The following is a 21622-nucleotide window of genomic DNA, read 5'->3' on the forward strand; positions in this document are numbered from 1 at the left end:
TAATCTGGTAGACGCTGCGGCGCAGTCTCTGGGCTCATCGCGTCGGTCCGTTGTGATATCCATCATTGGGCACACCGTGACTTAGCTCACCGTTGCGTTCATATTGGTCATGGGAGGTGCTTGATGATCCACCGCTGGAGTATCGCCCGCAGGCTGTTCGTGGCGAACCTGGTGATTGTGCTGGCGTTCATCGCCGTCGGAGGCACCGCCACGTACGTTGACGCCCGGGACCGCAGCTATGAGGAAGCCGGCCTGCGGATGACCGGCGTGGCTGCCGCCATCGCTGCCAGCCCCCTGGTCCTCCAGGCTGCTGGCACGCCGGATCCGTCGGCGTTGCTGCAGCCGTACGCGCTGGAGGTGATGGCCGGATCCGGAGCAGACTTCATCACCATCATGGCGCCGGACCGGACACGCTGGACGCATCCGCGGGAAGAGGAACTCGGCAGGCCCTACATCGGCTCGATTGATGCCGCGCTCCGTGGCGAAATGTTCACCGAGGTCACCGCCGGAACCCTGGGCCCGTCGGTGCGCACGATTGCCCCCGTCAAGGACGCGGCGGGGAACGTCAAGGCGCTGGTTGCCGCCGGCGTCACGGTCCGGACGGTGGACGTTGCCCTGTCCGGCCGGCTGCCTGCCCTGCTGGCGCTCGGCCTGGCCCTTCTCCTGGGCGGGTCCCTGGCTTCCTGGCTGCTTGGCCGGTACCTGCGCCGGGTGACCCGCGGATGGGGGCCGGAACAGCTTGCCCAGCTGTTTGCCTACTACGAGTCCGTCCTCCATTCCGTCCGTGAGGGGCTCATCCTGATCGATACCCGGGGCAGGGTGGTGATGTACAACGACCAGGCCGCCGAGCTGCTGGGGCTCGAACCCCGCGGTTCGGGCGATGACCCGTCACGCCCGCCTGCCCTGTCGGACCTCCCGCTCGCCGAGAGCCTGAAGGACCTTTTTGAATCCGGCCGCCCGGCACACGATGAAATCCATCTGACAGGTCCCCGGATTGTGGTGGTGAACCAGGGCCCGGCCGTGGGACCGGACTCCCCCGGCCTCCGCCGCCCGGCGGTGTTCGGCACGGTGGCCACCATCCGCGACCGGACGGAGATCGAGTCGCTGGGAAGCGAACTTGAAACGATGAGGACCCTGTCCAGCGCCCTCCGCGCCCAGACCCACGAACACGCCAACCGGCTGCACACCATGGTTTCGCTGCTGGAGCTGGGCCGTACCCGGGAGGCACTCGAGTTTGCCACCAGGGACCTTGAACTCAGCCAGCAGCTCACCGACGAGATGGTCAGTTCCGTGGACGAGCCCGTTCTCAGCGCGCTGATCATGGGGAAGGCAGCTGAAGCCAACGAGCGCGGCGTGAAGCTGACCCTCGCCACCGTGGGGTCCGCGTCGGTGGCGGGACTGGCGGTCCAGGACCTCGTCACCATCCTGGGCAACCTGCTGGACAACGCCATCGACGCCGCCGCGGACGGCAAGGCTCCCAAGCAGGTGGAGCTGACGGTGGAGTCCGACGCCGAGGGCCTGGACATCATCGTCAGGGATTCCGGTTCCGGAATCGACCCGGCCGCCGTGGACAAAATCTTCAAGCACGGCTTCAGCACCAAGGCGTCCGGCCCCTTCGGGAGGGGCGTCGGCCTGGCGTTGGTGCGGCAGGCCGTGCAGCGGCTTGACGGTACCATGACCATCACAGGCACGGACGGAGCACAGTTCCATGTCTTCCTGCCGGCCATGGCCGCCGGAACCGACAAAGAGGAGCAGTTCCAGTGAGCGATATCCGCGTCCTCGTTGTTGAGGACGAACCGGTCGCCTCCGCAGCGCACGCCGCCTATGTAGGCCGGCTGGAGGGATTCACCCTGGCCGGCACAGCCCCGGACGGCCAGTCGGCACTTCGGCTCCTCACAGACTTCCTTGCCTCCGGAGAACCGGTGGAGCTCGTCCTGCTGGACATGAACCTCCCGGACCTGCATGGGCTGGACATCGCCCGGCGGATGCGCGCCGCAGGGATCCTGTCGGACATCATCGCCATCACGGCCGTCCGGGAACTCGCCATTGTCCGCAGCGCCGTGGCGATCGGCGTGGTGCAGTACCTGATCAAACCCTTCACCTACGCCACCTTTGCCGACAAACTGGCCAGCTACCGGCTGTTCCGGCAGCAACTGGCGTCCCCGGAGTCCGGCTCCGCAAAATCCGGGGCCTCCCAGAGTGACGTTGACCAGGCCTTCGCCAGCCTGCGGGCCCCCTCCGAAATGCCTCTGCCCAAGGGCCTGTCCGTCTCCACCCTTGAAGCAGTGCAGGAATTCCTGAAGGGACAGTCGGACGCCGTCTCGGCCACCCAGGTCATGGATGCCCTGGGCATGTCCAGGGTTACCGCACGCCGGTACCTGGAGTATCTGGCCGACGCCGGAACTGTCTCCAGGTCACCGCGCTACGGCACACCCGGCAGGCCGGAAAATGAATACAGGTGGAGCGGCCGCTAACTCCGCACAAGCCGCAATGTATACACGCAACGCTTTTTCTCCGGAAATTTCCCGAGATTCACCCCACTTGCAGCGTTCTGTGTATACACTATGGTCATGCAACCAACGAAGGGCCCAAGCGTCCGGGCCAGCGACCGCGCCTACGCGGCGCTCCGTGACGACATCGTCGAGTGGCGCCTTCTCCCCGGAACCCTGCTCGCCGAGGTGGAACAGTCCGAACGCCTGGGCGTCTCCCGCACTCCCCTCCGGGAGGCGCTGGGGCGCCTGACCGCAGAAGGGCTGACGACGGCGGCAGGCGGCCGCGGCGTCGTCGTCACCGGCATCTCGCTGGAGGACATCGACGAACTCTTCGAACTCCGCGAAACCCTCGAAGGCAGGGCCGCGGAACTGGCTGCCGAGCGTGGCGATCCGGACGATTTCGTGCGGCTGCACCGGGAACTGCTGGCGGCACCGGCCCTGATCAGCGGCGACGACCCGGCGCGCCACGACTACTACGCCCTGGTGGCACGGCTCGATGCGGCCATCGACACAGCTGTATCGAACACTTACCTTGCCCAGGCCATGGGTGCCCTCAGGGTCCACCTGGTGCGGGTACGCAGGCTCGCCGCCGACGACGCGGCTCGGCTGTTGGCCGCCGCCGCCGAGCATGCCGCGATCGCCGAGGCGATCGCCGCCCGCAATCCCCGCCTGGCCCACGCGGCCACAACGGTCCACCTGCACCGCAGCCTTTCGCATATCAAAGCCACCCATACACCCCACTAGAAGGAGCCCCATGGTCAAGGAACACCACGTCCGCGTGTACAAGAGCGAGGAAAACCTGGCCCGCGAGGACCAGCTGGCGCACAAGATTGCCGTGGTGGCGGCGGACCCGGTCGACGTCACCGCTGACGTCACCGAGATGGTGATCAACCGCGTCATCGACAACGCCTCCGTTGCGATCGCTTCGTTGAACCGGGCGCCTATCGTCGCTGCGCGGGCGCAGGCCCTGACGCACGGTCCGAGCACCGGCGGGAAGGGCGCGAAGGTCTTCGGCATCGGCGAACGCGTCTCCCCCGAATGGGCGGCGTGGGCCAACGGCGTTGCCGTGCGTGAGCTCGACTATCACGACACGTTCCTGGCCGCGGACTACTCCCACCCGGGGGACAATATTCCGCCGATCCTGGCCGTGGCCCAGCACGTGGGGTCCAGCGGCAAGGACCTGGTCCGGGCCATTGCCACCGGGTACGAGATCCAGGTGAACCTGGTCAAGGCGATCTGCCTGCACAAGCACAAGATCGACCACGTGGCCCACCTTGGTCCGTCCGCGGCCGCCGGGCTCGGCACCCTGCTGGGCCTGGATGTGGAGACGATCTTCCAGTCGGTGGGCCAGGCGCTGCACACCACTACCGCCACCCGCCAGTCCCGCAAGGGCGAGATCTCCACCTGGAAGGCCCACGCCCCGGCGTTCGCGGGGAAGATGGCCGTCGAGGCCGTGGACCGGTCGATGCGGGGGCAGACCTCGCCCGTGCCGATCTATGAGGGCGAGGACGGGGTGATCGCGTGGATGCTGGACGGCCCGGACGCCTCCTACACCGTCCCGCTCCCCACACCGGGCGAGGCCAAGCGGGCCATCCTGGACACCTACACCAAAGAGCACTCCGCCGAGTACCAGGCCCAGGCCTGGATCGACCTGGCCCGTAAACTCCACCGCGAACACCCCGAGGCCACCAACCCCGCCAATGTGGCCTCCGTGCTGATCAAAACCAGCCACCACACCCACTACGTGATCGGCTCCGGCGCCAACGACCCCCAGAAATACTCCCCCACCGCCTCCCGGGAAACCCTGGACCATTCCATCCCGTACATCTTCACCGTGGCCCTGCAGGACGGGTCCTGGCACCACGTTGATTCCTACTCCCCCGAACGCGCCGGCCGCCCGGACACCGTGGAACTCTGGCACAAGGTCACCACCGAGGAAGACCCCGAGTGGACCCGCCGCTACCACTCCCTGGACATCGCCGAGAAAGCCTTCGGCGGCACTGTGGTCATCACACTCACGGATGGATCGGTGGTCACCGATGAGATCGCCGTCGCGGACGCCCACCCGCTCGGCGCCCGCCCGTTCGCCCGGGAACAGTACGTCAACAAGTTCCGCACCCTCGCAGCCGGGCTCGTAGAAGAGGCCGAGATCGAGAGGTTCCTCGCCGCCGTCGAACGCCTCCCCCACCTGGCAGCCGGGGAACTGGACCAGCTGAACATCACCGCCGCGCCCGGCGTGATCGACTTCGCCGCCGCACCCAAGGGACTGTTCTAAATGCTGTACTCCACCGTCACCCCCGAACAAAAACGCATCCGGTTCCGCGAACTCCTCGCCTCCGGCACCATCGCCCAGTTCCCGGGAGCGTTCAACCCGCTCTCGGCCCGGCTGATCGAGGAGAAGGGCTTCGCCGGGGTCTACATCTCCGGCGCGGTCCTGGCCAACGACCTCGGCCTCCCGGACATCGGCCTGACCACCCTCACCGAAGTAGCCACCAGGGCCGGGCAGATCGCCCGGATGACCGACCTCCCCGCCATCGTGGACGCCGACACCGGCTTCGGCGAACCCATGAACGTGGCCCGCACCGTCCAGGAAATCGAAAACGCCGGCCTCGCCGGCCTGCACATCGAGGACCAGTTCAACCCCAAACGCTGCGGACACCTCGACGGGAAGAACGTCGTGGACCTGGACACCGCCACCAAACGCATCCGCGCCGCCGCCGACGCCCGCCGGGACCCGAACTTCCTCATCATGGCCCGCACCGACATCCGCGCCACCGACGGACTCCAGGCAGCCCAGGACCGCGCCAAGGCGCTCGTGGAGGCCGGGGCCGACGCGATCTTCCCGGAGGCCATGAAGGATCTCAGTGAATTCCAGGCCATCCGTGATGCCGTGGACGTCCCGATCCTGGCCAACATGACCGAGTTCGGCAAGAGCGACCTCTTCACCGTGGACCAGCTCCAGGGCGTCGGCGTCAACATGGTCATTTATCCGGTCACGCTGCTCCGTAGTGCCATGGGCGCCGCGGAGCGTACGCTGGAATCGATCAGGTCCGACGGCACCCAGGAGGCACAGGTAGAGAGCATGCTGACCCGTGCGCGGCTGTACGATCTCGTGGATTACGAAGCCTACAACCGCTTTGACACCGGAGTCTTCAATTTCAAGGTTCCAGGTACCCGCTGACCCCGCACCATCGAAGGACTTCCGGCTTCGGCCGGCCCACAGGCACAAGGAACGAAGGAGTTTCAGCATGGCTGAAAATGAGATCAAAAAGGGCCTCGCCGGCGTCGTGGTGGACTACACCGCGGTGTCCAAGGTCAATCCCGATACCAACTCGCTGCTGTACCGGGGCTACCCGGTCCAGGAACTCGCCGCCCGCTGCAGTTTCGAGGAGGTGGCCTATCTCCTGTGGAACGGCGAACTGCCAACCGCCGAGGAACTGGCCGCCTTCACGGCGCGGGAACGGGCCGGCCGGCCCCTTGATCCGGTAGTCAAGCAGGTCATCGACGCGCTGCCCACCACCGCCCACCCGATGGATGTCTGCCGTACGGCGGCTTCGGTCATGGGTGCCCGCCATGAACTGGCCGAGGACTCCTCGCGCCAGGCCAACATGGACAAGGCCATCGACCTGTTCGCCGCGATGCCCGCGGTGGTGGCCTACGACCAGCGCCGCCGCCACGGCCAGGAACCGGTGGAACCCCGTGACGACCTGGACTACTCCGCCAACTTCCTCTGGATGACCTTCGGCGAGGAGCAGGTGCCCGAAGTCGTGGACGCGTTCAACGTGTCCATGATCCTGTACGCCGAGCACTCCTTCAACGCCTCCACGTTCACCGCCCGGGTGATCACGTCCACGCTCTCGGACCTGCATTCAGCCGTGACCGGAGCCATCGGGGCGCTCAAGGGTGCGCTCCACGGCGGAGCCAACGAGGCCGTCATGCACACCTTCGACGAGATCGGCATCCGGCCCGAGGAATCCCTCGAGGACGCCGCCGCCCGGGCCAAGACCTGGATGGAGGACGCCCTCGCCCACAAAAAGAAGGTCATGGGCTTCGGCCACCGCGTCTACAAGCACGGCGACTCCCGGGTGCCCACCATGAAGGCTGCCCTGGACAAGATGATCGCCCACTACGGCCGGCCCGAACTCCTTGGACTCTACAACGGGCTGGAGACGGCCATGGACGAGGCCAAGGGCATCAAGCCGAACCTCGACTACCCCACCGGCCCCACCTACCACCTCATGGGCTTCGACACCGCCACGTTCACACCCCTCTTCGTGGCCAGCCGCATCACCGGGTGGACCGCCCACATCATGGAACAGCTGGACTCCAACTCCCTGATCCGCCCGCTGAGCGAATACAACGGCGTGGAGGAACGGCACCTGCCGTAACAGCCACTCGAGCCAGCGCGACGGCGGCCCGGTCACCCCTGGAAGGTGACCGGGCCGCCGTCGTCCGGGGTGCTTCCCGGCGGCCGCCGTCAGGGGACCAGGCTCAGGGACAAGAACATTCGCTTGAGCTGGGCATACTCCTCGGTGGCCATGTACGCCTTCGCTTCGTCGACCGAATCGAAGGCGAGGCCTCGGGTGTCACCGAGAGTGACCTGGAACTGTGTGGCAAAGGAGAGCGTCGCAACAGGCGAGGACACCATGTTGTAGTACATGCACGACGTGACCAGCTGCGGGTCGGGTTGGTTCAGGCCCAGGGAACCCCGGACTTTCAGGCCAATACCAGTCCCGTCAAGCACACGGAAGCTGAACTCCGGCGCGCCGGCATGTGCAGGGGTGCGGTACGGAATATCAGCCGGCCCGGAATCGAGGGTGAGCAGCGGGACAGGCTCCGGACCGCAGGCGCCACCCAGCCCCCCTGAATTCGCATGTTCGAGGCCGGCAATCCGGATTCCCTGTTCATTGGCCACGTCGAGCTGGACGGATGGTGTTGCGCCGTCCGCTTTTTTCGCAATCACCGTCCAGCCGGGCGGCAGATCGAAAGAAAGCCGGGCGCCCGGGTTTGAATACCGTTCCCATTGTGCGCCGGCGGGCGCCGCCGGGGCGGAGGGAGTGATGGGCTGTGCCACGCCGGACGCCGGGGCCTGGCTGGCTGGCGGTGTTGGGCTCGGAGTGGCAGCCGGTGTCGGACTGACGCTTGAGGCAGCGGACGGAGTCGCAGTGGAGGAGTTGGCCGGCGCCGGTCCCGCCGTCAGGGGCCCCAGGTTGATGGAGACCAGAACACCGGCCGTCACGGCCGCTGCCGCTATCGTGAGAAGCCCTATGGCCCTGCCGCGGCGCTGCCTGCGCTCCGCGAGGTTCGGAATGTCCGCGGACACGCGGTCAGCGTAGACCTCGGGGCGGGAAAACATCGAGTGCAGGGCCTCTTCGGCGTCCGGCGTGGTGGGGTTGGGGCCGATCGGATCAGCTCCCGCAACGAGATTCCTGATGGCATCCATGGCTAGGCACCCACTTTCTGTTCGAACGGGCCGGAAAGGGCCGGCAAAAGTTTGCGGAAAGCCTCCCTTGCCCGGTGCAGCCGCACCTTGGCAGAAGATTGGGTGCATTGGAGTACCTGCGAGATTTCCGCAATGGTCAGGTCATCCCAGTAAGCCAACTGCAGGATGTCCCGGTCTTTTTCCCTCAGTGCCATCATGGCGTCCTCCACGGAAGCGTCGTCGCTGTTTCCCCAGGACTCCGCCACTGAAGAGACCATGAGCTTGTCATGCAGCGCCTTCTGCCGGTCGCGGCCACGGTAGGCGTTGCCGATGAGATTGCGGGCCACAGTCAAGAGCCAGGGAATTTCCGTGCTGCCCGCACCGTCCCACTTTTGCCAGGCGACGCGGAAGACGTCGGCCGCGAGTTCCTGCGCCAGCTCGGCGTCATCAACCCGCCGCAGGACATACTTGTGGATTCTTGGATAGCTGTCCTTGTACACGGCGATAAACGCCAACTCGCGCTCTGAAAGCACGATCCCCCCTGAGGTCGTATTGTCGTGGTCTTGCATGTAACCGTATAGTTTCCGGCTGATGCGCAGCGGTTACACCCGCCCCTGACCAGTGCCCGCCTCAGCGGGTGGTGTAGTCCAGCACTTCGCGCACGGTCTCGTTGTCCTCGTTCAGGACCACGGTGATGTGGAGCACGGACCCGCCCAGTGCCAGCGGGAGCCAGTGGGCGGCGTCCTGCCACATGCGCTCCACCGGAAGGGCGCCGACGTCGAACCATTCCGGCCGGATCTCCGCGCTTTCGGACGGCTCGCCCGTCCACCGGTCCGCCACAAACAGGCGGGTGGCCATGTTCCATTCCGGGCGGGCCGGGAAATCGAAGACCACCTGGCCTGCATCGCGGAGGTCCTGCTGCCGGACCACAACGCCGGCTTCTTCGTGGACTTCGCGGCAGGCGGCCTCCGCGTCAGACTCGCCAGGCTCAACATGGCCGCCGAGGCCGACCACTTTGCCGCGGCCGAAGCCGGTCTTCTTCATACCCAACAGGACCTGTGGCACGCCCGCCAGATCCCTGGTCAGGAAGCACAGCGTGACCGGAGTGAATGTCATGCCCTCAACCCTATAGCTTGGCTGCCTGCGATCCCCCTCGGTTTCCTTGCTAGGAGGCGAAGGCCGGCCCTTCTCCAACAAGTCGCGGCCGGAGCTCAACAGGGATACCTTTTTGGACGAATTCCTGGTCCATGGCTTCCTGCGCAGTCACTGTTTGGCCGTTCTGCGAGACATCGTTGTTCAGGGCCTGGAATTTCCAGGTGAAAACGGTGGACCACGGCGCCTGCAGGTCAAAGAGGAATCGGCCGTTCTGCAGCTTGGCGATGCGATACCAGGCGTTTCCGCCGTCGAGTTGAAGGTCCCTGGCGCCGTCATCCGAAATCGAGTAGGCCAGCCAGCCATCGGCGCAGCCAAGCACTGTGTAATAGTGCTGTTCCGTTTCGGCAATGGGCTCAATGGCGCGCGCCGGTGTGTTCATCAGTTGGTCGATGTTGGCCACGGTGCAGGGGACGCCGCCGGTGGTCAGGACGGCGGGTGTTGTGGCGGAGGGGCTGTCCGTGGGTGCGGGCGCGGGGTCGGTGATGGTGCCGCTCGGGGCAGGTGTGGCTTCGGTGGTGCCCGCGGGCGCGGGCTCCGGCTGCGGTGCCACCATTCCCCCGGCCACAACGACGGCGCCAACCACGGCGGCTGCCGCAAGGGCGACGACCCCCGCCCGGACCGCCGTACGGCGCGCGGACCCGGCCCCGGCCAGGGGCACGACGTTGGGGTCCGCAGAATACACAATGGAACGCGCGGCCGCGGCTGCCCCGGCGGGCCGTGGTTCCTCCACCCGGGGCTTGGCGTCCTTCATGAGCTGTTCGATCCGGTCCATGGCTAGCCCTTCCGTTCGGTCATGAGTTGTGCGGGGGCCACGCTGGCAAATGCACGGCGGGCGCGGTGGAGGCGGACAGCGGCAGCCGAGGGGGAACACCCCAGTGCCTGGGCCAGCTCGGCGGTGGTCAGATCGTCCCAGTAGCTAAGCATCAGGACCTCCCGGTGACGCTCGTTGAGCCGCAACAGGACATCGGCCACAGCGGCCTGCTGTTGGTCGTTGGCGTCAGGAGCCTGGCTGCGGGCCTGGTCCTTCAGGCGATCTATGAGTTCGAGGCGGCGGCGGCGTCCCTTGTACTCGTTGCTGAGCACCTTCCGGGCGGTGGCGAGCAACCAGCCTATGCCGGGCGGTTCCGCCAGCTGCCTTTCCCAGGCGATCCTGAACACGTCCGCCGCCAGTTCCTCGGCGCGTGGAAGGTCATTGATGCGGTAGGCGATGTAGTGGTAGACGCGCGTGAAATGCTGAGTGTGCAGGTCGATGAAGTCATGTTCACTGGCTGCCAACATAGTGTTCCCCCCGGCATCGGATGACCTTGGTTGTTAACCAATAAGTGTCCCGTCATGCCGGGTTTCTTACACCCGGGAAAAATATTCTCGCCGAACGGGAACGGGGGTGCAGGCGACTGTCAGCCCAGCGCCCGCGGGTGGGCGGCAGCGTAGATTTCGCGGAGCGTATCGGCGGTGACCAGGGTGTATACCTGTGTGGTGGTCACGGAGGCGTGCCCCAGGAGTTCCTGGACCACCCGGACATCGGCGCCGCCTTCCAGGAGGTGGGTGGCGAACGAGTGCCGGAGCGTGTGCGGCGATACGTCTTTGGTGATGTTGGCTTTGTCCGCGGCGGCTTTCAGGATGGTCCAGGCGCTTTGGCGGCTGATGCGTCCGCCCCGGGAATTGAGGAACAGCGCCGGCGTCCCCTTTCCCTTGGCAGCCAGCAGCGGCCGGCCGCGGACCAGGTACGCGTCCAGGGCGCGGGCACCGTAGGAGCCCAGCGGGACCAGCCGTTCCTTGGAGCCCTTGCCGAAAAGCCGCACGATCGCGGGACCGGACTCCGCCCCGTGCAGCGAGATGTCGTCAACGTCCAGGCCCACGGCTTCGCTGATCCTGGCCCCGGTGGAGTAAAGGAATTCGAGCAGGGCCCGGTCCCTCAGCCCGGTGGCGGTGTCCGTGCCGGCGGCTTCGAGGATCCGGGTGACCTCGTCCACGCTGATGGCCTTGGGCAGCCTCCTGCCCGGCATCGGCGGGTGGACGTCGCTGGCGGGATCCGTCGTGGTGAGCCCTTCGAGGGCCCAGAATTTGTGCAGTCCCCTGACTGCCACCACGGTCCGGGCCGCCGACCTCACGCCGAGGGCCGTGCCGCCGTCGGAACCGTCCGACAGGGCCTGGACGAAGCCGGTGACGTGGTGCCGGGTGATCTGCGTGGGGCCGTCGCAACCGGCGGCAGCGAGGTAGCTGGCGTAACGCGTGAGGTCTCGGCGGTAGGCGGCGAGCGTGTTGAGCGCCAGGCCCCGTTCAACTCCCATGTGCTGCAGGTATTCGGTGATGGCGTGGTCGATCGCGGTCCGGGGCCTGGCTGGCTTTGCCGGTTTGTCAGGGACCGGCGGTGCGGGGGCTTCCGCGGCGGTATCCGCCGTCATCAGCGCTGGCTGGGGTGGGCGGGCCAGGGAGCATCCGCGGGGCGGAGGCCGGCAAAGCCGTCAGCCCGTGCTGCGGCGGCGGCAAGGATCCCGACGACGGCGGACGGGTTGTGCAGCTTCCCTTCCAGGACTGCGGCCACGGCGTCGTCCAGGGCTATCCAATGGAATTCAATCTCCGCTTCCTCATCCGTCCGCTCGTGGCGCTCATGATGGGGCACCTCGGTGAGGTCGCGGGCAAGGTAGATCCTGATGGCCTCGCTGGAGGAGCCGGGCGAATTGAAGAAATCGGCCAGGACGTTCCAGCTGCCGGCGGCGAGATCCGCTTCCTCAGCGAGTTCGCGGGCGGCGCCGGTGACGAACTCTTCCCCTTCGACGTCCAGCAGGCCGGCCGGGATCTCCCAGAGGTCCATGCCCACGGGGTGCCGGTACTGCTTCAGGAGCAGGATTTCGCCGGCCTCGTTCATAGGGAGCACCGCGACTGCGCCGGGGTGGTCGATGTAGTCGCGGGTGAGGGCGTCGCCGGAGTCGCTTAGCTGGAAGCTGTCGCTGACCACGTCCCAGATCCGGCCTTCGTAAACCTTCTCGGTGGACAAAAGACGGCGCGGGCTCGGTGCATCCGAAACCTTCCGTGCAGCTTGGGGGGTTTCAGGTGTACCGGGCATCGCGCCGTCCTTTACGTATTCGGTTTTACTTTGCGGCGACCGTGCGTGCCTGCTTGGCCGCCGGTGCGCCGTTTTCGGTGGCCGGGACCTCGGGGGCCTCCTGCGCTGCGGCGCCGGGCAGCCCGGCGTCCCGCAGGTCGTTGCCGGCCTGGTGGTCCAGGGCGGCTTTGACCAGTCCGGCGAACAGCGGGTGCGGCCGGGTGGGCCGGGAGCTGAGCTCGGGGTGTGCCTGGGTTGCCACGTAGTACGGGTGCACCTCGCGCGGGAGTTCAACGTACTCCACGAGCTTGCCGTCCGGCGACGTTCCGGAGAACACCAGGCCCTTTTCGGCGATCTGTCCGCGGTACTTGTTGTTGACCTCGTAGCGGTGGCGGTGCCGTTCGCTGACGGTGGTCTTGCCGTAAGTCTCGGCGATGACTGAACCGGCGTCGAGCTTGGCTTCGTACAGGCCCAGGCGCATGGTGCCGCCGAGGTCGCCCTTGCCTTCGACGATGTCCAGCTGCTCTTCCATGGTGGCAATGACCGGGTACTTGGAGTCGGGCTCGAACTCGCTGGAGGACGCGCCTTCCAGTCCCACCACGTTCCGGGCGTATTCGATCACCATGCACTGCAGTCCGAGGCACAGGCCCAGGACCGGCAGTTTGGTTTCCCGGGCGTACTTGAGCGCCCCGAGCTTGCCTTCGAGGCCGCGGATGCCGAAGCCACCGGGCACGCAGATGGCGTCCACGCCGTCGAGGGAGGCAACGGCACCCTCATGGGTTTCGCATTCGTCCGACGGCACCCAGCGGATCTTGACCTTGGTGTCGTTGGCGAAACCGCCGGCGCGCAGGGCCTCCGTGACGGACAGGTAGGCGTCCGGGAGGTCGATGTACTTGCCAACCAGCGCGATCTCAACCTCGTGCTTGGGGTTGTGGACGGCTTCGAGCAGCTTGTCCCAGCTAGTCCAGTCGACGTCCTTGAACGGCAGGTCCAGGGCACGGACGATGTAGGAGTCCAGGCCCTGGGAGTGCAGGGTCTTGGGGATGTCGTAGATGCTGGGTGCGTCGGCGGCGTTCACTACGGCGTCGATGTCGACGTCGCACATGCGGCCGATCTTCTCGCGCATGGCGTCGGGCACTTCGCGGTCCGAGCGGATCACGATGGCTTCCGGCTGGATGCCGATGGAGCGCAATGCTGCCACCGAGTGCTGCGTCGGCTTGGTCTTCAGTTCCTGGGACGGCCCGATGTACGGGACCAGGGAGACGTGCAGGAAGAAGACGTTGCCGCGGCCGATGTCCTGGCGGACCTGGCGGGCTGATTCAAGGAACGGCTGGGACTCGATGTCGCCGACAGTGCCGCCGATCTCGGTGATGATGACGTCCGGAGCGTTCTTGCCCTCGGCGGGCAGCCGCATCCGGCGCTTGATCTCGTCCGTGATGTGCGGGATGACCTGGACGGTGTCGCCGAGGTATTCGCCGCGGCGTTCCTTGGCGATCACGGTGGAGTACACCTGGCCGGTGGTCACGTTCGCCGAGCCTTCAAGGTTTTCGTCCAGGAAGCGCTCGTAGTGCCCGATGTCGAGGTCCGTCTCGGCGCCGTCGTCGGTGACGAAGACTTCGCCGTGCTGGAAGGGGTTCATCGTGCCCGGATCCACGTTCAGGTAGGGATCGAGCTTCTGCATAGTTACAGACAGGCCGCGTGCCCGCAGGAGGTGGCCGAGGCTTGAAGCCGTCAGCCCCTTACCGAGCGAGGACGCCACACCACCGGTTACGAAGATGTGTTTGGTCGTCTTGGACGAGCCCGGGAACCGGGAATTTACACGGGAATTTGATCGCTGCACCACGGAATTCGAGCCTATCATCAAATGAGCCTTCCAAGGATCGCCGAAACTGTTCCCCAAATGCTCCAGTGTGCAGTGCGGGCAGCCTTAGGATCAAGGGGTGACCATGGATCCGGACCCTGAAAACGAGCCATCCGGCACTGTCGGCGGGGCGGATGCGGGGAATTTGCCGGTCTTCCGGTCGCTGGCGCTGGAGTCCATTCCGGTGCCGGACTACGCCGATGTGATTGTCCTCCCAGTCCCCCGTGGCGCTTCGGCGGAGCCGCGGGTCTGGGCCGAGGAGCTGTTCTCGCTGGAGTCCATGCCCGGCTGGGTGGCAGCGCTGATGGGCCTGCGGCAGGCAGTGGTTGGACTGATGGGCATCAGCCGGGCGCCGGCCGGGGTCTTTGCCGTCGCCGCAGTCAGCGGCGAGGAAGCCCTGATCAGCGCGGACGACACGCACATGGACTTCCGCTGCGGAGTCGCTTACGACGCCGGCGCCCGGCTGTTGCGCGTCACCACGGCCGTGCGCCTGAAGGGCTGGCGGGGGCGGCTGTACTTCGCTCCCGTGCGGCTGCTGCATCCGCTGGTGGTGCACGCCATGATGGCACGCACCATCCGCCGCCTCACGCTCCTGCCCTAACGGCCGCCAGGCCCGCTGCGGTACTAGGCCCGCTGCGGCAGCAGTTTGGCGTCGTCGAGCAGCTCCTGGGCATGGGCCTGCGCCGATTCGGAATCCTCCTGGCCGGCCAGCATCCGGGCGAGTTCCTTGACCCGTTCGGGGCCGTCGAGCAGCCGCACGTCGCTGGAGGTGAACCCGGTGGCGGTGCCGCCGTCGGCTCCCCTGACCGATGTCTTGGTGACGGTGATGTGCTGGTCGGCGAACGCGGCGACCTGGGGCAGGTGGGTGACCACCAGGACCTGCACGTGCCGGGCCAGCATGGCCAGCCGGCGGCCGATCTCGACGGCGGCCCGGCCACCCACGCCGGCGTCCACTTCGTCGAACACAAATGTGGGCACCGGATCAACTGCGGCGAGGACCACCTCGATGGCCAGCATCACGCGGGAAAGCTCACCGCCGGAGGCGCCCTTGCCCAGCGGACGGGCCGGCGCGCCGGAGTGGGGCTGGAGCAGGAAGGAGATCTCGTCCGCGCCGTACGGCATGAGCTGGGCGGCGGGCTCGATGGTGATCACCAGGGTCGCGTCGGCCATCGCCAGCGCCTTCAGTTCGGCACTGACCCGTGCCGAGAGATCCTTGGCGGCCTTGCTCCGGACCTTGCTGATGGCGGCCGCCTGCTTCTTCAGCTCGGCTTCGGTCCGGGCCACCTCCGCGTCCAGCGCCTCGATCCGGGTGGAGTCGTCCTGCAGTTCGTCGAACCGTACGCGCGCGTTTTCCGCCCACACCAGGACCTCATCGATGCTGGGGGCATACTTGCGGACCAGCTTGGCCAGGGCGGCCCGCCGGTCCTCGATTTCCGCGAGCCGCTCCGGGCCCTCTGAATCCAGGCCTGCCTGGTAGCTGGCCAGTTCCGTGGCGATGTCGTTCAGCAGGAAGCCCACCTCTGCCAGGCGGGCAGCTGCCGCGCCGAGTTCGGCGTCGTGCTCGGCCACATGTTCCAGGGTCCGCTTCGCCGCGTCCACCAGTGTGGTGGCGTCGCCCTCGTCACCGTAGTCCTCGGCGATGAGGGCCTGGTGCGCGGTGTTGGCGGCAATCCTGAGCTCTTCGACGTTGGCCAGTTTCACGGCCTCCGCTTTGAGGGACTCGTCCTCCCCCGGCTGCGGGTCCACGTCGTCGATTTCCGCCAGCGCGATCTCGAGCGACTCCGCTTCCCGCAGCCTGTCCCGCGCGGCACCGCGCAGCGTGTCAAGCTCCGCCTGGCTGGCCTTCCAGTGGCTGTACAGGGTCTGGTAGGTACCCAGCGGACCCGCCAGGGTGTCGCCGGCAAACTTGTCCAGTGCGCCGCGCTGGGCGAGTGCGCCCTTCAGCCTGATCTGGTCCGACTGGCCATGGACCACCACCAGGCTTTCGCCGATCTCCGCGAGGACACCTACAGGGGCGGCCCGCCCGCCAAGGTAGGCGCGGCTGCGCCCGTCCGCACCCAGGCGGCGGGCAAGGATCAGTTCAGCGCCGCCGTCGAACTCCTCCACCTCGGCACCGGCCTCCAGCGCGCGTGCGATGGCCGCGTGTCCGGCGTCGAGCTTGAGGACCGCCTCCGCGGAGGCGCTCTTCGCGCCGCTGCGGACCGCTCCGGCGTCGGACCGGGCACCCAGCAGGAGCCCGACGGCGGTGACCACCATGGTCTTTCCTGCGCCGGTCTCGCCTGTCACCACGCTCAGCCCGGGGCCCAGCGGCAGTGTGGCGTCGGTGATGACGCCCAGATCGCGGATTCTCAGTTCTTCAAGCATGATTCACTTTGCTGTTGACGGATCGGTTTCATCTTCAGGGTGGTCTGCGTGCGTGACCTGCAGCGGCGCCATCGGCCGGGGCGTCCGGACAATCGGGATCGGGCCGGTGTGGATGGCTTCCGACTGTGGGACGGGACCCCGCCAGCCGTGGATGGGGAGCTCGAATTTCCGGACCAGCCGTGCGGAAAAGGGTGTCTGGTGCGTCCTGGCGAGGCGGACCGGCGTGGCGGATTTGGTTACTTCCACGCGCGCGCCCGGCGGCAGGTCCACGGAGCGGCGGCCATCGCACCACAGCACGCCCATGGCGTCGGTGCGGTTCAGGACCTCCACGGCCAGCCGCGACCGCGGCGACACCACCAGGGGCTTGGCGAAGAGGGCGTGGGCGCTGATGGGGACGATCAGGAGGGCTTCGACCTCCGGCCAGACAACGGGCCCGCCGGCCGAGAAGGCGTAGGCCGTGGACCCGGTGGGGGTGGCCAGCACCACGCCGTCGCAGCCGAAGGTGGTCAGCGGACGCTCGTCGACTTCGGTGACCACCTCGAGCATCCGTTCCCGGTTGCCCTTTTCGATGGCTGCCTCATTCAGGGCCCAGGTGTGCCAGATTTTCTGGCCCCGGACCCACACCTGCACGTCGATGGTCATGCGCTCTTCCACCGTGTAGTCGCGGCGGGCAATCCACTCCACCGTCTGGGCGAGGTCTGCCCGCTCGCTCTCGGCGAGGAAGCCCACATGGCCGAGGTTGACGCCGAGCAGGGGGACGTCCACTTCCCGCACCAGCTCGGCTGCGCGCAGGATGGTCCCGTCGCCGCCGAGCACCATGACCAGCTCAACGTCGGGGAGCTGCACGTGGTCGTGCAGGATCTCCACCGGCTGGGTCAGGTGCCCGAAGAAGCGCTCCATGTCGCCCAGTTCGGATTCCTGCATCACCGGGACGATGCCCGAGGCGTGCAGCTGGGCGCAGGCTTCCCAGGCGGCCTTCAATGATTCCTCGCGGCCGGTGTGGGCAAGGACCAATACGCGCCTGCTCATCAGGTTCCGCTTTCTAGTGGTTCGGCCAAAGACGTCCAAGCAACCCAGCAATGGCTGAATCGCGCTCTTCGATCTTAGGCAAGTCTTGGGTCATCCTGCGCTTTATCCACAGGAAGTATTCGACGTTTCCGTCCTGGCCCGGCAACGGACTCGCCGCGAGGCCGCACAGGTCCACGCCGGCGTCGAGCGCCGCATTGGCGACTTTTTCCACTGCCATCCGGCGTTCGCGCTCGGAATTCACCACCCCGGTGCGGCCGAGGCGGTCCTTGCCGATCTCAAACTGGGGCTTCACCATCAGCACCAGGTCACCGCCCGGTTCCGTGCTCAGGGCCAGCGGCAGGACCACCATCGTCAGTGAAATGAAGGACAGGTCCGCGACGGTCAGTGCCACGGTGCCGCCGATATCATCGGCTGACATGTACCGGACGTTGAGGCCCTCGTGCACTTCCACCCGGGGATCGTTCCGGAGCTGCGGCACCAGCTGGCCGTGCCCGACGTCGACAGCCACCACGTGAGCCGCACCGCGCCTCAGGAGCACATCGGTGAAGCCGCCGGTGGAGGCGCCGGCGTCCAGGCACCTTTTGCCAGCGACAGTGATGGCGGGAAAAGCGTCCAGCGCGCCCGCAAGTTTGTGGCCTGCCCGGCTGACGTAGCTGTCCTCTTCGCTGTGTTCGACAGCCAGGTCCTTGCCGTCATCCACCTGCAGCGAGGCTTTGGACAGCACCTGGCCGGCCGAGGTCACCCGGCCCTCGGCAATCAGGGCCGCCGCGTGCGTGCGTGACCGTGCCAGGCCGCGCGCAACCAGTGACTGGTCGAGTCTCGCCATGCTCAGGCCCCGCCGTTTCCGGCCGCAGGCTCTTCATTCAGGGATTCGAGCAGGGCGTCGTGGAGTTCGGCGTAAAGGGCCTCATGGTCTGCCACTGGCTTGGTTTGGAGACCGTCCAGCGCGGCCAAGGCGGCATCGACGGACGGGTCCCCCACTCCTGCGTCTGCGGTGTCCGGCCACTCCGGGGTGGGCTGGGCTGCAATCGGGTGGTGCGCTTCGTTCAGCTCAGTCATTTGACCAGTCTAATGACTGAGCCACTCGAGTTTGGGCGCACTGGCTGTGGCTGCCTCGGGGATCGCAGCCCACCAGGCGGCGCAGGCCGCGCGCCAGGAGTCGAGGTCGCTGTCGCTGCCACGGACGTGGACGGTGTCGCCGCTGACCCGCGCCGTGGACGTTCCGCAGCGGTATGTCCCGTCGATGTGCTCCACTGCCGGGTACGGCGTGTGGAGGTCGGTCAGTGAGTTGATGACGTAGTCGGGGCGTTCGGCGGTGCGTGCGGCCAGGATGGTTTCCCTGGTGTCGACGCCGGTCAGGACGGCCACGGTGGCAAAGCCTGCGTTGTTGCCGCCGAGGATGTCGGTGTCCAGCCGGTCGCCCACCACCAGCGGGCGGTCAGCGGCAAGCCGCTTGGCCGCCGCGTGGAAGAGCGGCGCCTCGGGCTTGCCCGCGACGCGCGGCGTCTGGCCCGTGGCCGCTGCGACAGCCGCCACCAGGGTGCCGTTGCCCGGGGCGATGCCGCGGGCCTGGGGAATGGACATGTCAGTGTTCGTGGCCACCCACAGGGCTCCGGCAGCGACGACGTAGGCAGCTTCGGCCAGGTCCTTCCAGCCGATCGCCGGGTTGAAGCCCTGGACCACAGCCACGGGGTCATCGTCCTGGCTGCTGACGGGAGTCAGGCCCACAAGCTCAATCTCCTGCGCCAGTGCCGGACTGCCGGTGATCAGGACCCTGGCACCGGGGGCCAGCAGCGACGCCAGGAGTTCGGCGGCGGCCTGCGAGGAACTGACCACCTGCTGGTCCTCGGCAGGGGCACCGAGCTCCCGGAGGTGCTCGGCAACCTGCGCCGGGGTGCGGGAGGCATTGTTGGTGACATACCCGAGACCGATTCCCAGTCCGGCCAGTTGCTGAAGCGACTCCACGGCGCCGGGGATGGCGTGCGGACCGGCGTAGACCACGCCGTCAAGGTCGGCGAGCAGGGCGTCAAACAGCGAAATGAGGGGAACAGCGGTCATCGTCGGATCAGTCTTCCCGGCGTTCTGCGTGGCCTGCCTCGGCGTCGTGTCCGCCGTGGTTTTCCGGGCCGTCGTCTTCCTGGATGGTTGACTCGTCAGTGACGTCGTCGGTGGCCTCGTCAGTGGATTCCAGTTCGTCCTGTTCGACGGAGTCCTCATCGGACTCGGAATCGTCAGACTCGAAGTAGTCCGACTCCGCGTCGTCCATGGAGGAGTCCACGCCGTCGCGTTCGGGCACAGTGTTGGCTTCTGCGGCTGCGGCGGCTGCCGGCCGGGCGTCCGTTTCCGGTCCGCGGGCCGCCCGCTCCATAAGACGGCGGCGTTCTGCCTCCTCGCGGGCTTCCTCTTCCTCGTCCCAGCCAAGGTCCACGATGTCCGGTTCCTCGTCGACGCCAAGGCCGAGGGCGTTTTCAGCCACGACGGCCTGCTTCTGCCATTTCACTGCCTCCTGCTCGCGGCCGACCGCAGTCAAAGCGTCGGCGTACGCACGGAAAAGGCGCGGGCTGTAGGAGAAGGCCCGGTTGATGTCCAGCTGCGGAATCTCGAGTTCGGCGACGGCGGCATCGAGCTGGCCGAGGTCAGTCCGGGCTCCCGCGGCGACGATGGCCAGCTCGGCCTTGCCGGGGGCGTCGAGATCCTTGGCTTCCTCGGAGCGCACCACATCAAGGGCACGGTCCGGGCGGCCCAGTCCGCGTTCGCAGTCGGCCATGACGGGGAGGTGGACGTTGGAGCCGCTGATCCTGCGGTAGGTGCGGAACTCGCGCAGCGCTTCGCCGTAGTGGCCCGCGGCGTAGGCGGTCAGGCCGACGGCCTCACGGACCGCGGCGAGCCGGCCGCCTCGGCGGCTGGCTGCCAAGGCGTGCTGGAAGGCCAGTTCAGGCTCGTCGTCGATCAGCCGGCCGGCCATTACCAGGTGGCGGGCCACCCATTCGGCACTCTTCGGTTCGAGGGTCTTGATCTGGTGCTGGGTGGCGCGGTCCAGCTCTTTGCCTGTGACGTCTTCGTCGATTTCAGGGGACCGCTCACGGTCTGGACGGTTGGCGCTGCGCAGGTCGCGGGCGTTGGGAACGCGCACCGGACGGTCTTCCGCACGGTCACGGCCGAACTGGCGCGGTCCGGACTCGCCCCGGTCGAAGCTGCGGGGTGCCCGCTCCTGGCGGTCACCGAACGGCTTCCGGTTGTCACGGTCGCCGAAGCTGCGGCGTTCGCCGTCTCCCTCACGGCGGGGACGGTCACCGTAAGGCTTGTTTTCCCGGTCACCATACGGTTTACGGTCACGGTCGCCGAAGGGCTTACGCTCTCCACCAGCGAACGGCGGCTTGCGGTCTCCCCCGCCGAAGCTGCGGCGTTCGCCGTCACCTTCACGGCGCGGACGGTCACCATAAGGCTTGTTTTCCCGGTCACCATACGGTTTACGGTCACGGTCGCCGAAGGGCTTACGCTCTCCACCAGCGAACGGCGGCTTGCGGTCTCCCCCGCCGAAGCTGCGGCGTTCGCCGTCACCTTCACGGCGCGGACGGTCACCATAAGGCTTGTTTTCCCGGTCACCATACGGTTTACGGTCACGGTCGCCGAAGGGCTTACGTTCCCCGCCGCTGAACGGAGGCTTGCGCTCTCCCCCACCGAAGCTGCGGCGTTCGCCGTCACCTTCACGGCGGGGACGGTCACCATAAGGCTTGTTCTCCCCGGAGCCAGGCGCGCGCCGAGGGCCGTCGCTGCCTTCCCGGTTTTCCCGGGAACGGAATCCACGGGGATCCCCGCCGGAGTTGTTCGGTCCGCGGAAGGGACCGCGGTCCTTGCCGCCGCGGTTGCCGCCGTTGTGCTCAGCCATGTGGGATTCCTCCTGTTGCGAGCCGACCACTGGCGCAATCGCAGCCGCTCTATCCGTGTTTCGTTTTCCTACGCAACCCGAAATCAAGCGCTTCGAAGTCCGTACATCTCAATCAATTCTAGGCGAGTCGCCAAACCCACGATGACAGAAAGCTCCCCTGGCAGTCAGTCGTGGGAATCTTCACACCCGGGACCCTCTCGCAGTTGTTGCGGGTTCCCTTTACGTCAGGCTGGTTGTGAGTCAGTCGTTTGAAGGGAACAGGAGCAGCTATGTCTGTTGGTCCGCGAGGTATTAGCCGTGATGAGATCCGGGAATTGGTGCATCAGTATTATGTGCAGCCGTACGGGACGAGGAAGGAATGGCT

At 66.9% G+C, this 21622-nt stretch carries 21 protein-coding genes; 7 read left to right on the plus strand and 14 right to left on the minus strand.

Annotation, left to right across the window (positions count from 1 at the left end):
* Window positions 1–123 precede the first annotated feature (123 nt).
* From J2X42_RS10285 to J2X42_RS10310, 6 genes are all read left to right on the plus strand, one after another.
* Window positions 124–1764: a sensor histidine kinase gene (locus tag J2X42_RS10285; protein WP_310164771.1), complete on the plus strand. Its 1641-nt coding sequence runs from the start codon at window positions 124–126 to the stop codon at window positions 1762–1764.
* On the plus strand, window positions 1761–2474 hold the full coding sequence (locus tag J2X42_RS10290) for a response regulator (RefSeq protein WP_310164773.1): 714 nt from the start codon (window positions 1761–1763) through the stop codon (window positions 2472–2474). Before J2X42_RS10285 ends, J2X42_RS10290 begins: the two co-directional genes overlap by 4 nt.
* Window positions 2475–2570: 96 nt before the next feature.
* Entirely contained in the window at window positions 2571–3236 is a 666-nt protein-coding gene (locus tag J2X42_RS10295; RefSeq protein ID WP_310164775.1) for a GntR family transcriptional regulator, read from the plus strand.
* Window positions 3237–3246: 10 nt separating this feature from the next.
* Window positions 3247–4767, plus strand: coding sequence for an MmgE/PrpD family protein (locus J2X42_RS10300; RefSeq protein WP_310164777.1), 1521 nt, complete (start codon window positions 3247–3249; stop codon window positions 4765–4767).
* The gene (gene prpB, locus J2X42_RS10305) at window positions 4768–5673 is read left to right on the plus strand and encodes a methylisocitrate lyase (protein ID WP_310164778.1); all 906 of its coding nucleotides are present in this window, start codon (window positions 4768–4770) and stop codon (window positions 5671–5673) included.
* A 67-nt stretch (window positions 5674–5740) separates the two neighbouring features.
* Window positions 5741–6880, plus strand: coding sequence for a bifunctional 2-methylcitrate synthase/citrate synthase (locus tag J2X42_RS10310; RefSeq protein ID WP_310164780.1), 1140 nt, complete (start codon window positions 5741–5743; stop codon window positions 6878–6880).
* 89 nt (window positions 6881–6969) lie between these two features.
* Here J2X42_RS10310 and J2X42_RS10315 read toward each other — a convergent pair whose 3' ends face one another.
* The 8 genes from J2X42_RS10315 to J2X42_RS10350 form a co-directional block, all read right to left on the minus strand.
* Window positions 6970–7935 (minus strand): hypothetical protein, encoded by a 966-nt coding sequence (locus J2X42_RS10315; protein ID WP_310164781.1) that lies wholly within the window; start codon window positions 7933–7935, stop codon window positions 6970–6972.
* A 2-nt stretch (window positions 7936–7937) separates the two neighbouring features.
* Window positions 7938–8447: a sigma-70 family RNA polymerase sigma factor gene (locus J2X42_RS10320; RefSeq protein ID WP_310164783.1), complete on the minus strand. Its 510-nt coding sequence runs from the start codon at window positions 8445–8447 to the stop codon at window positions 7938–7940.
* A gap of 97 nt (window positions 8448–8544) precedes the next feature.
* Window positions 8545–9030, minus strand: a complete 486-nt coding sequence (locus J2X42_RS10325) for an 8-oxo-dGTP diphosphatase (RefSeq protein WP_310164784.1) — start codon at window positions 9028–9030, stop codon at window positions 8545–8547.
* Between the two features lie 49 nt (window positions 9031–9079).
* The gene (locus J2X42_RS10330) at window positions 9080–9841 is read right to left on the minus strand and encodes a hypothetical protein (protein WP_310164785.1); all 762 of its coding nucleotides are present in this window, start codon (window positions 9839–9841) and stop codon (window positions 9080–9082) included.
* Window positions 9842–9843: 2 nt separating this feature from the next.
* The gene (locus J2X42_RS10335) at window positions 9844–10347 is read right to left on the minus strand and encodes a sigma-70 family RNA polymerase sigma factor (protein ID WP_310164787.1); all 504 of its coding nucleotides are present in this window, start codon (window positions 10345–10347) and stop codon (window positions 9844–9846) included.
* 119 nt (window positions 10348–10466) lie between these two features.
* Window positions 10467–11474 (minus strand): site-specific tyrosine recombinase XerD, encoded by a 1008-nt coding sequence (gene xerD / locus J2X42_RS10340; protein WP_310164789.1) that lies wholly within the window; start codon window positions 11472–11474, stop codon window positions 10467–10469.
* The gene (locus J2X42_RS10345; RefSeq protein ID WP_310164790.1) at window positions 11474–12136 is read right to left on the minus strand and encodes an NUDIX hydrolase; all 663 of its coding nucleotides are present in this window, start codon (window positions 12134–12136) and stop codon (window positions 11474–11476) included. Before J2X42_RS10345 ends, xerD begins: the two co-directional genes overlap by 1 nt.
* A gap of 25 nt (window positions 12137–12161) precedes the next feature.
* A complete protein-coding gene (locus J2X42_RS10350) occupies window positions 12162–13976 on the minus strand; it encodes a CTP synthase (protein WP_310164791.1) in 1815 nt (604 codons plus the stop codon).
* 85 nt (window positions 13977–14061) lie between these two features.
* Here J2X42_RS10350 and J2X42_RS10355 point away from each other — a divergent pair, with 85 nt between their 5' ends.
* Window positions 14062–14577, plus strand: coding sequence for a DUF2867 domain-containing protein (locus J2X42_RS10355; protein ID WP_310164816.1), 516 nt, complete (start codon window positions 14062–14064; stop codon window positions 14575–14577).
* A 23-nt stretch (window positions 14578–14600) separates the two neighbouring features.
* On the opposite strand, the gene recN is transcribed toward J2X42_RS10355, so the two are convergent.
* From recN to J2X42_RS10385, 6 genes are read right to left on the minus strand one after another with little or no spacing between them, the layout of a single operon-like run.
* Window positions 14601–16340 (minus strand): DNA repair protein RecN, encoded by a 1740-nt coding sequence (gene recN, locus J2X42_RS10360; RefSeq protein ID WP_310164792.1) that lies wholly within the window; start codon window positions 16338–16340, stop codon window positions 14601–14603.
* Window positions 16341–16343: 3 nt separating this feature from the next.
* Window positions 16344–17369 carry an NAD kinase gene (locus J2X42_RS10365; protein WP_310164794.1) on the minus strand — a complete coding sequence of 342 codons (1026 nt, stop codon included), beginning with the start codon at window positions 17367–17369 and terminating at the stop codon, window positions 16344–16346.
* Window positions 17370–17382: 13 nt separating this feature from the next.
* Window positions 17383–18195 (minus strand): TlyA family RNA methyltransferase, encoded by an 813-nt coding sequence (locus J2X42_RS10370; protein WP_310164796.1) that lies wholly within the window; start codon window positions 18193–18195, stop codon window positions 17383–17385.
* Window positions 18196–18197: 2 nt separating this feature from the next.
* Window positions 18198–18428 (minus strand): hypothetical protein, encoded by a 231-nt coding sequence (locus tag J2X42_RS10375; protein ID WP_310164798.1) that lies wholly within the window; start codon window positions 18426–18428, stop codon window positions 18198–18200.
* A 9-nt stretch (window positions 18429–18437) separates the two neighbouring features.
* On the minus strand, window positions 18438–19427 hold the full coding sequence (locus J2X42_RS10380) for an HAD-IIA family hydrolase (RefSeq protein ID WP_310164799.1): 990 nt from the start codon (window positions 19425–19427) through the stop codon (window positions 18438–18440).
* A gap of 7 nt (window positions 19428–19434) precedes the next feature.
* The gene (locus tag J2X42_RS10385) at window positions 19435–21258 is read right to left on the minus strand and encodes a hypothetical protein (RefSeq protein ID WP_310164800.1); all 1824 of its coding nucleotides are present in this window, start codon (window positions 21256–21258) and stop codon (window positions 19435–19437) included.
* Window positions 21259–21622: the final 364 nt, after the last annotated feature.

The organism is Arthrobacter sp. BE255, assembly GCF_031457335.1.
In the GTDB taxonomy this organism is placed as follows: domain Bacteria; phylum Actinomycetota; class Actinomycetes; order Actinomycetales; family Micrococcaceae; genus Arthrobacter.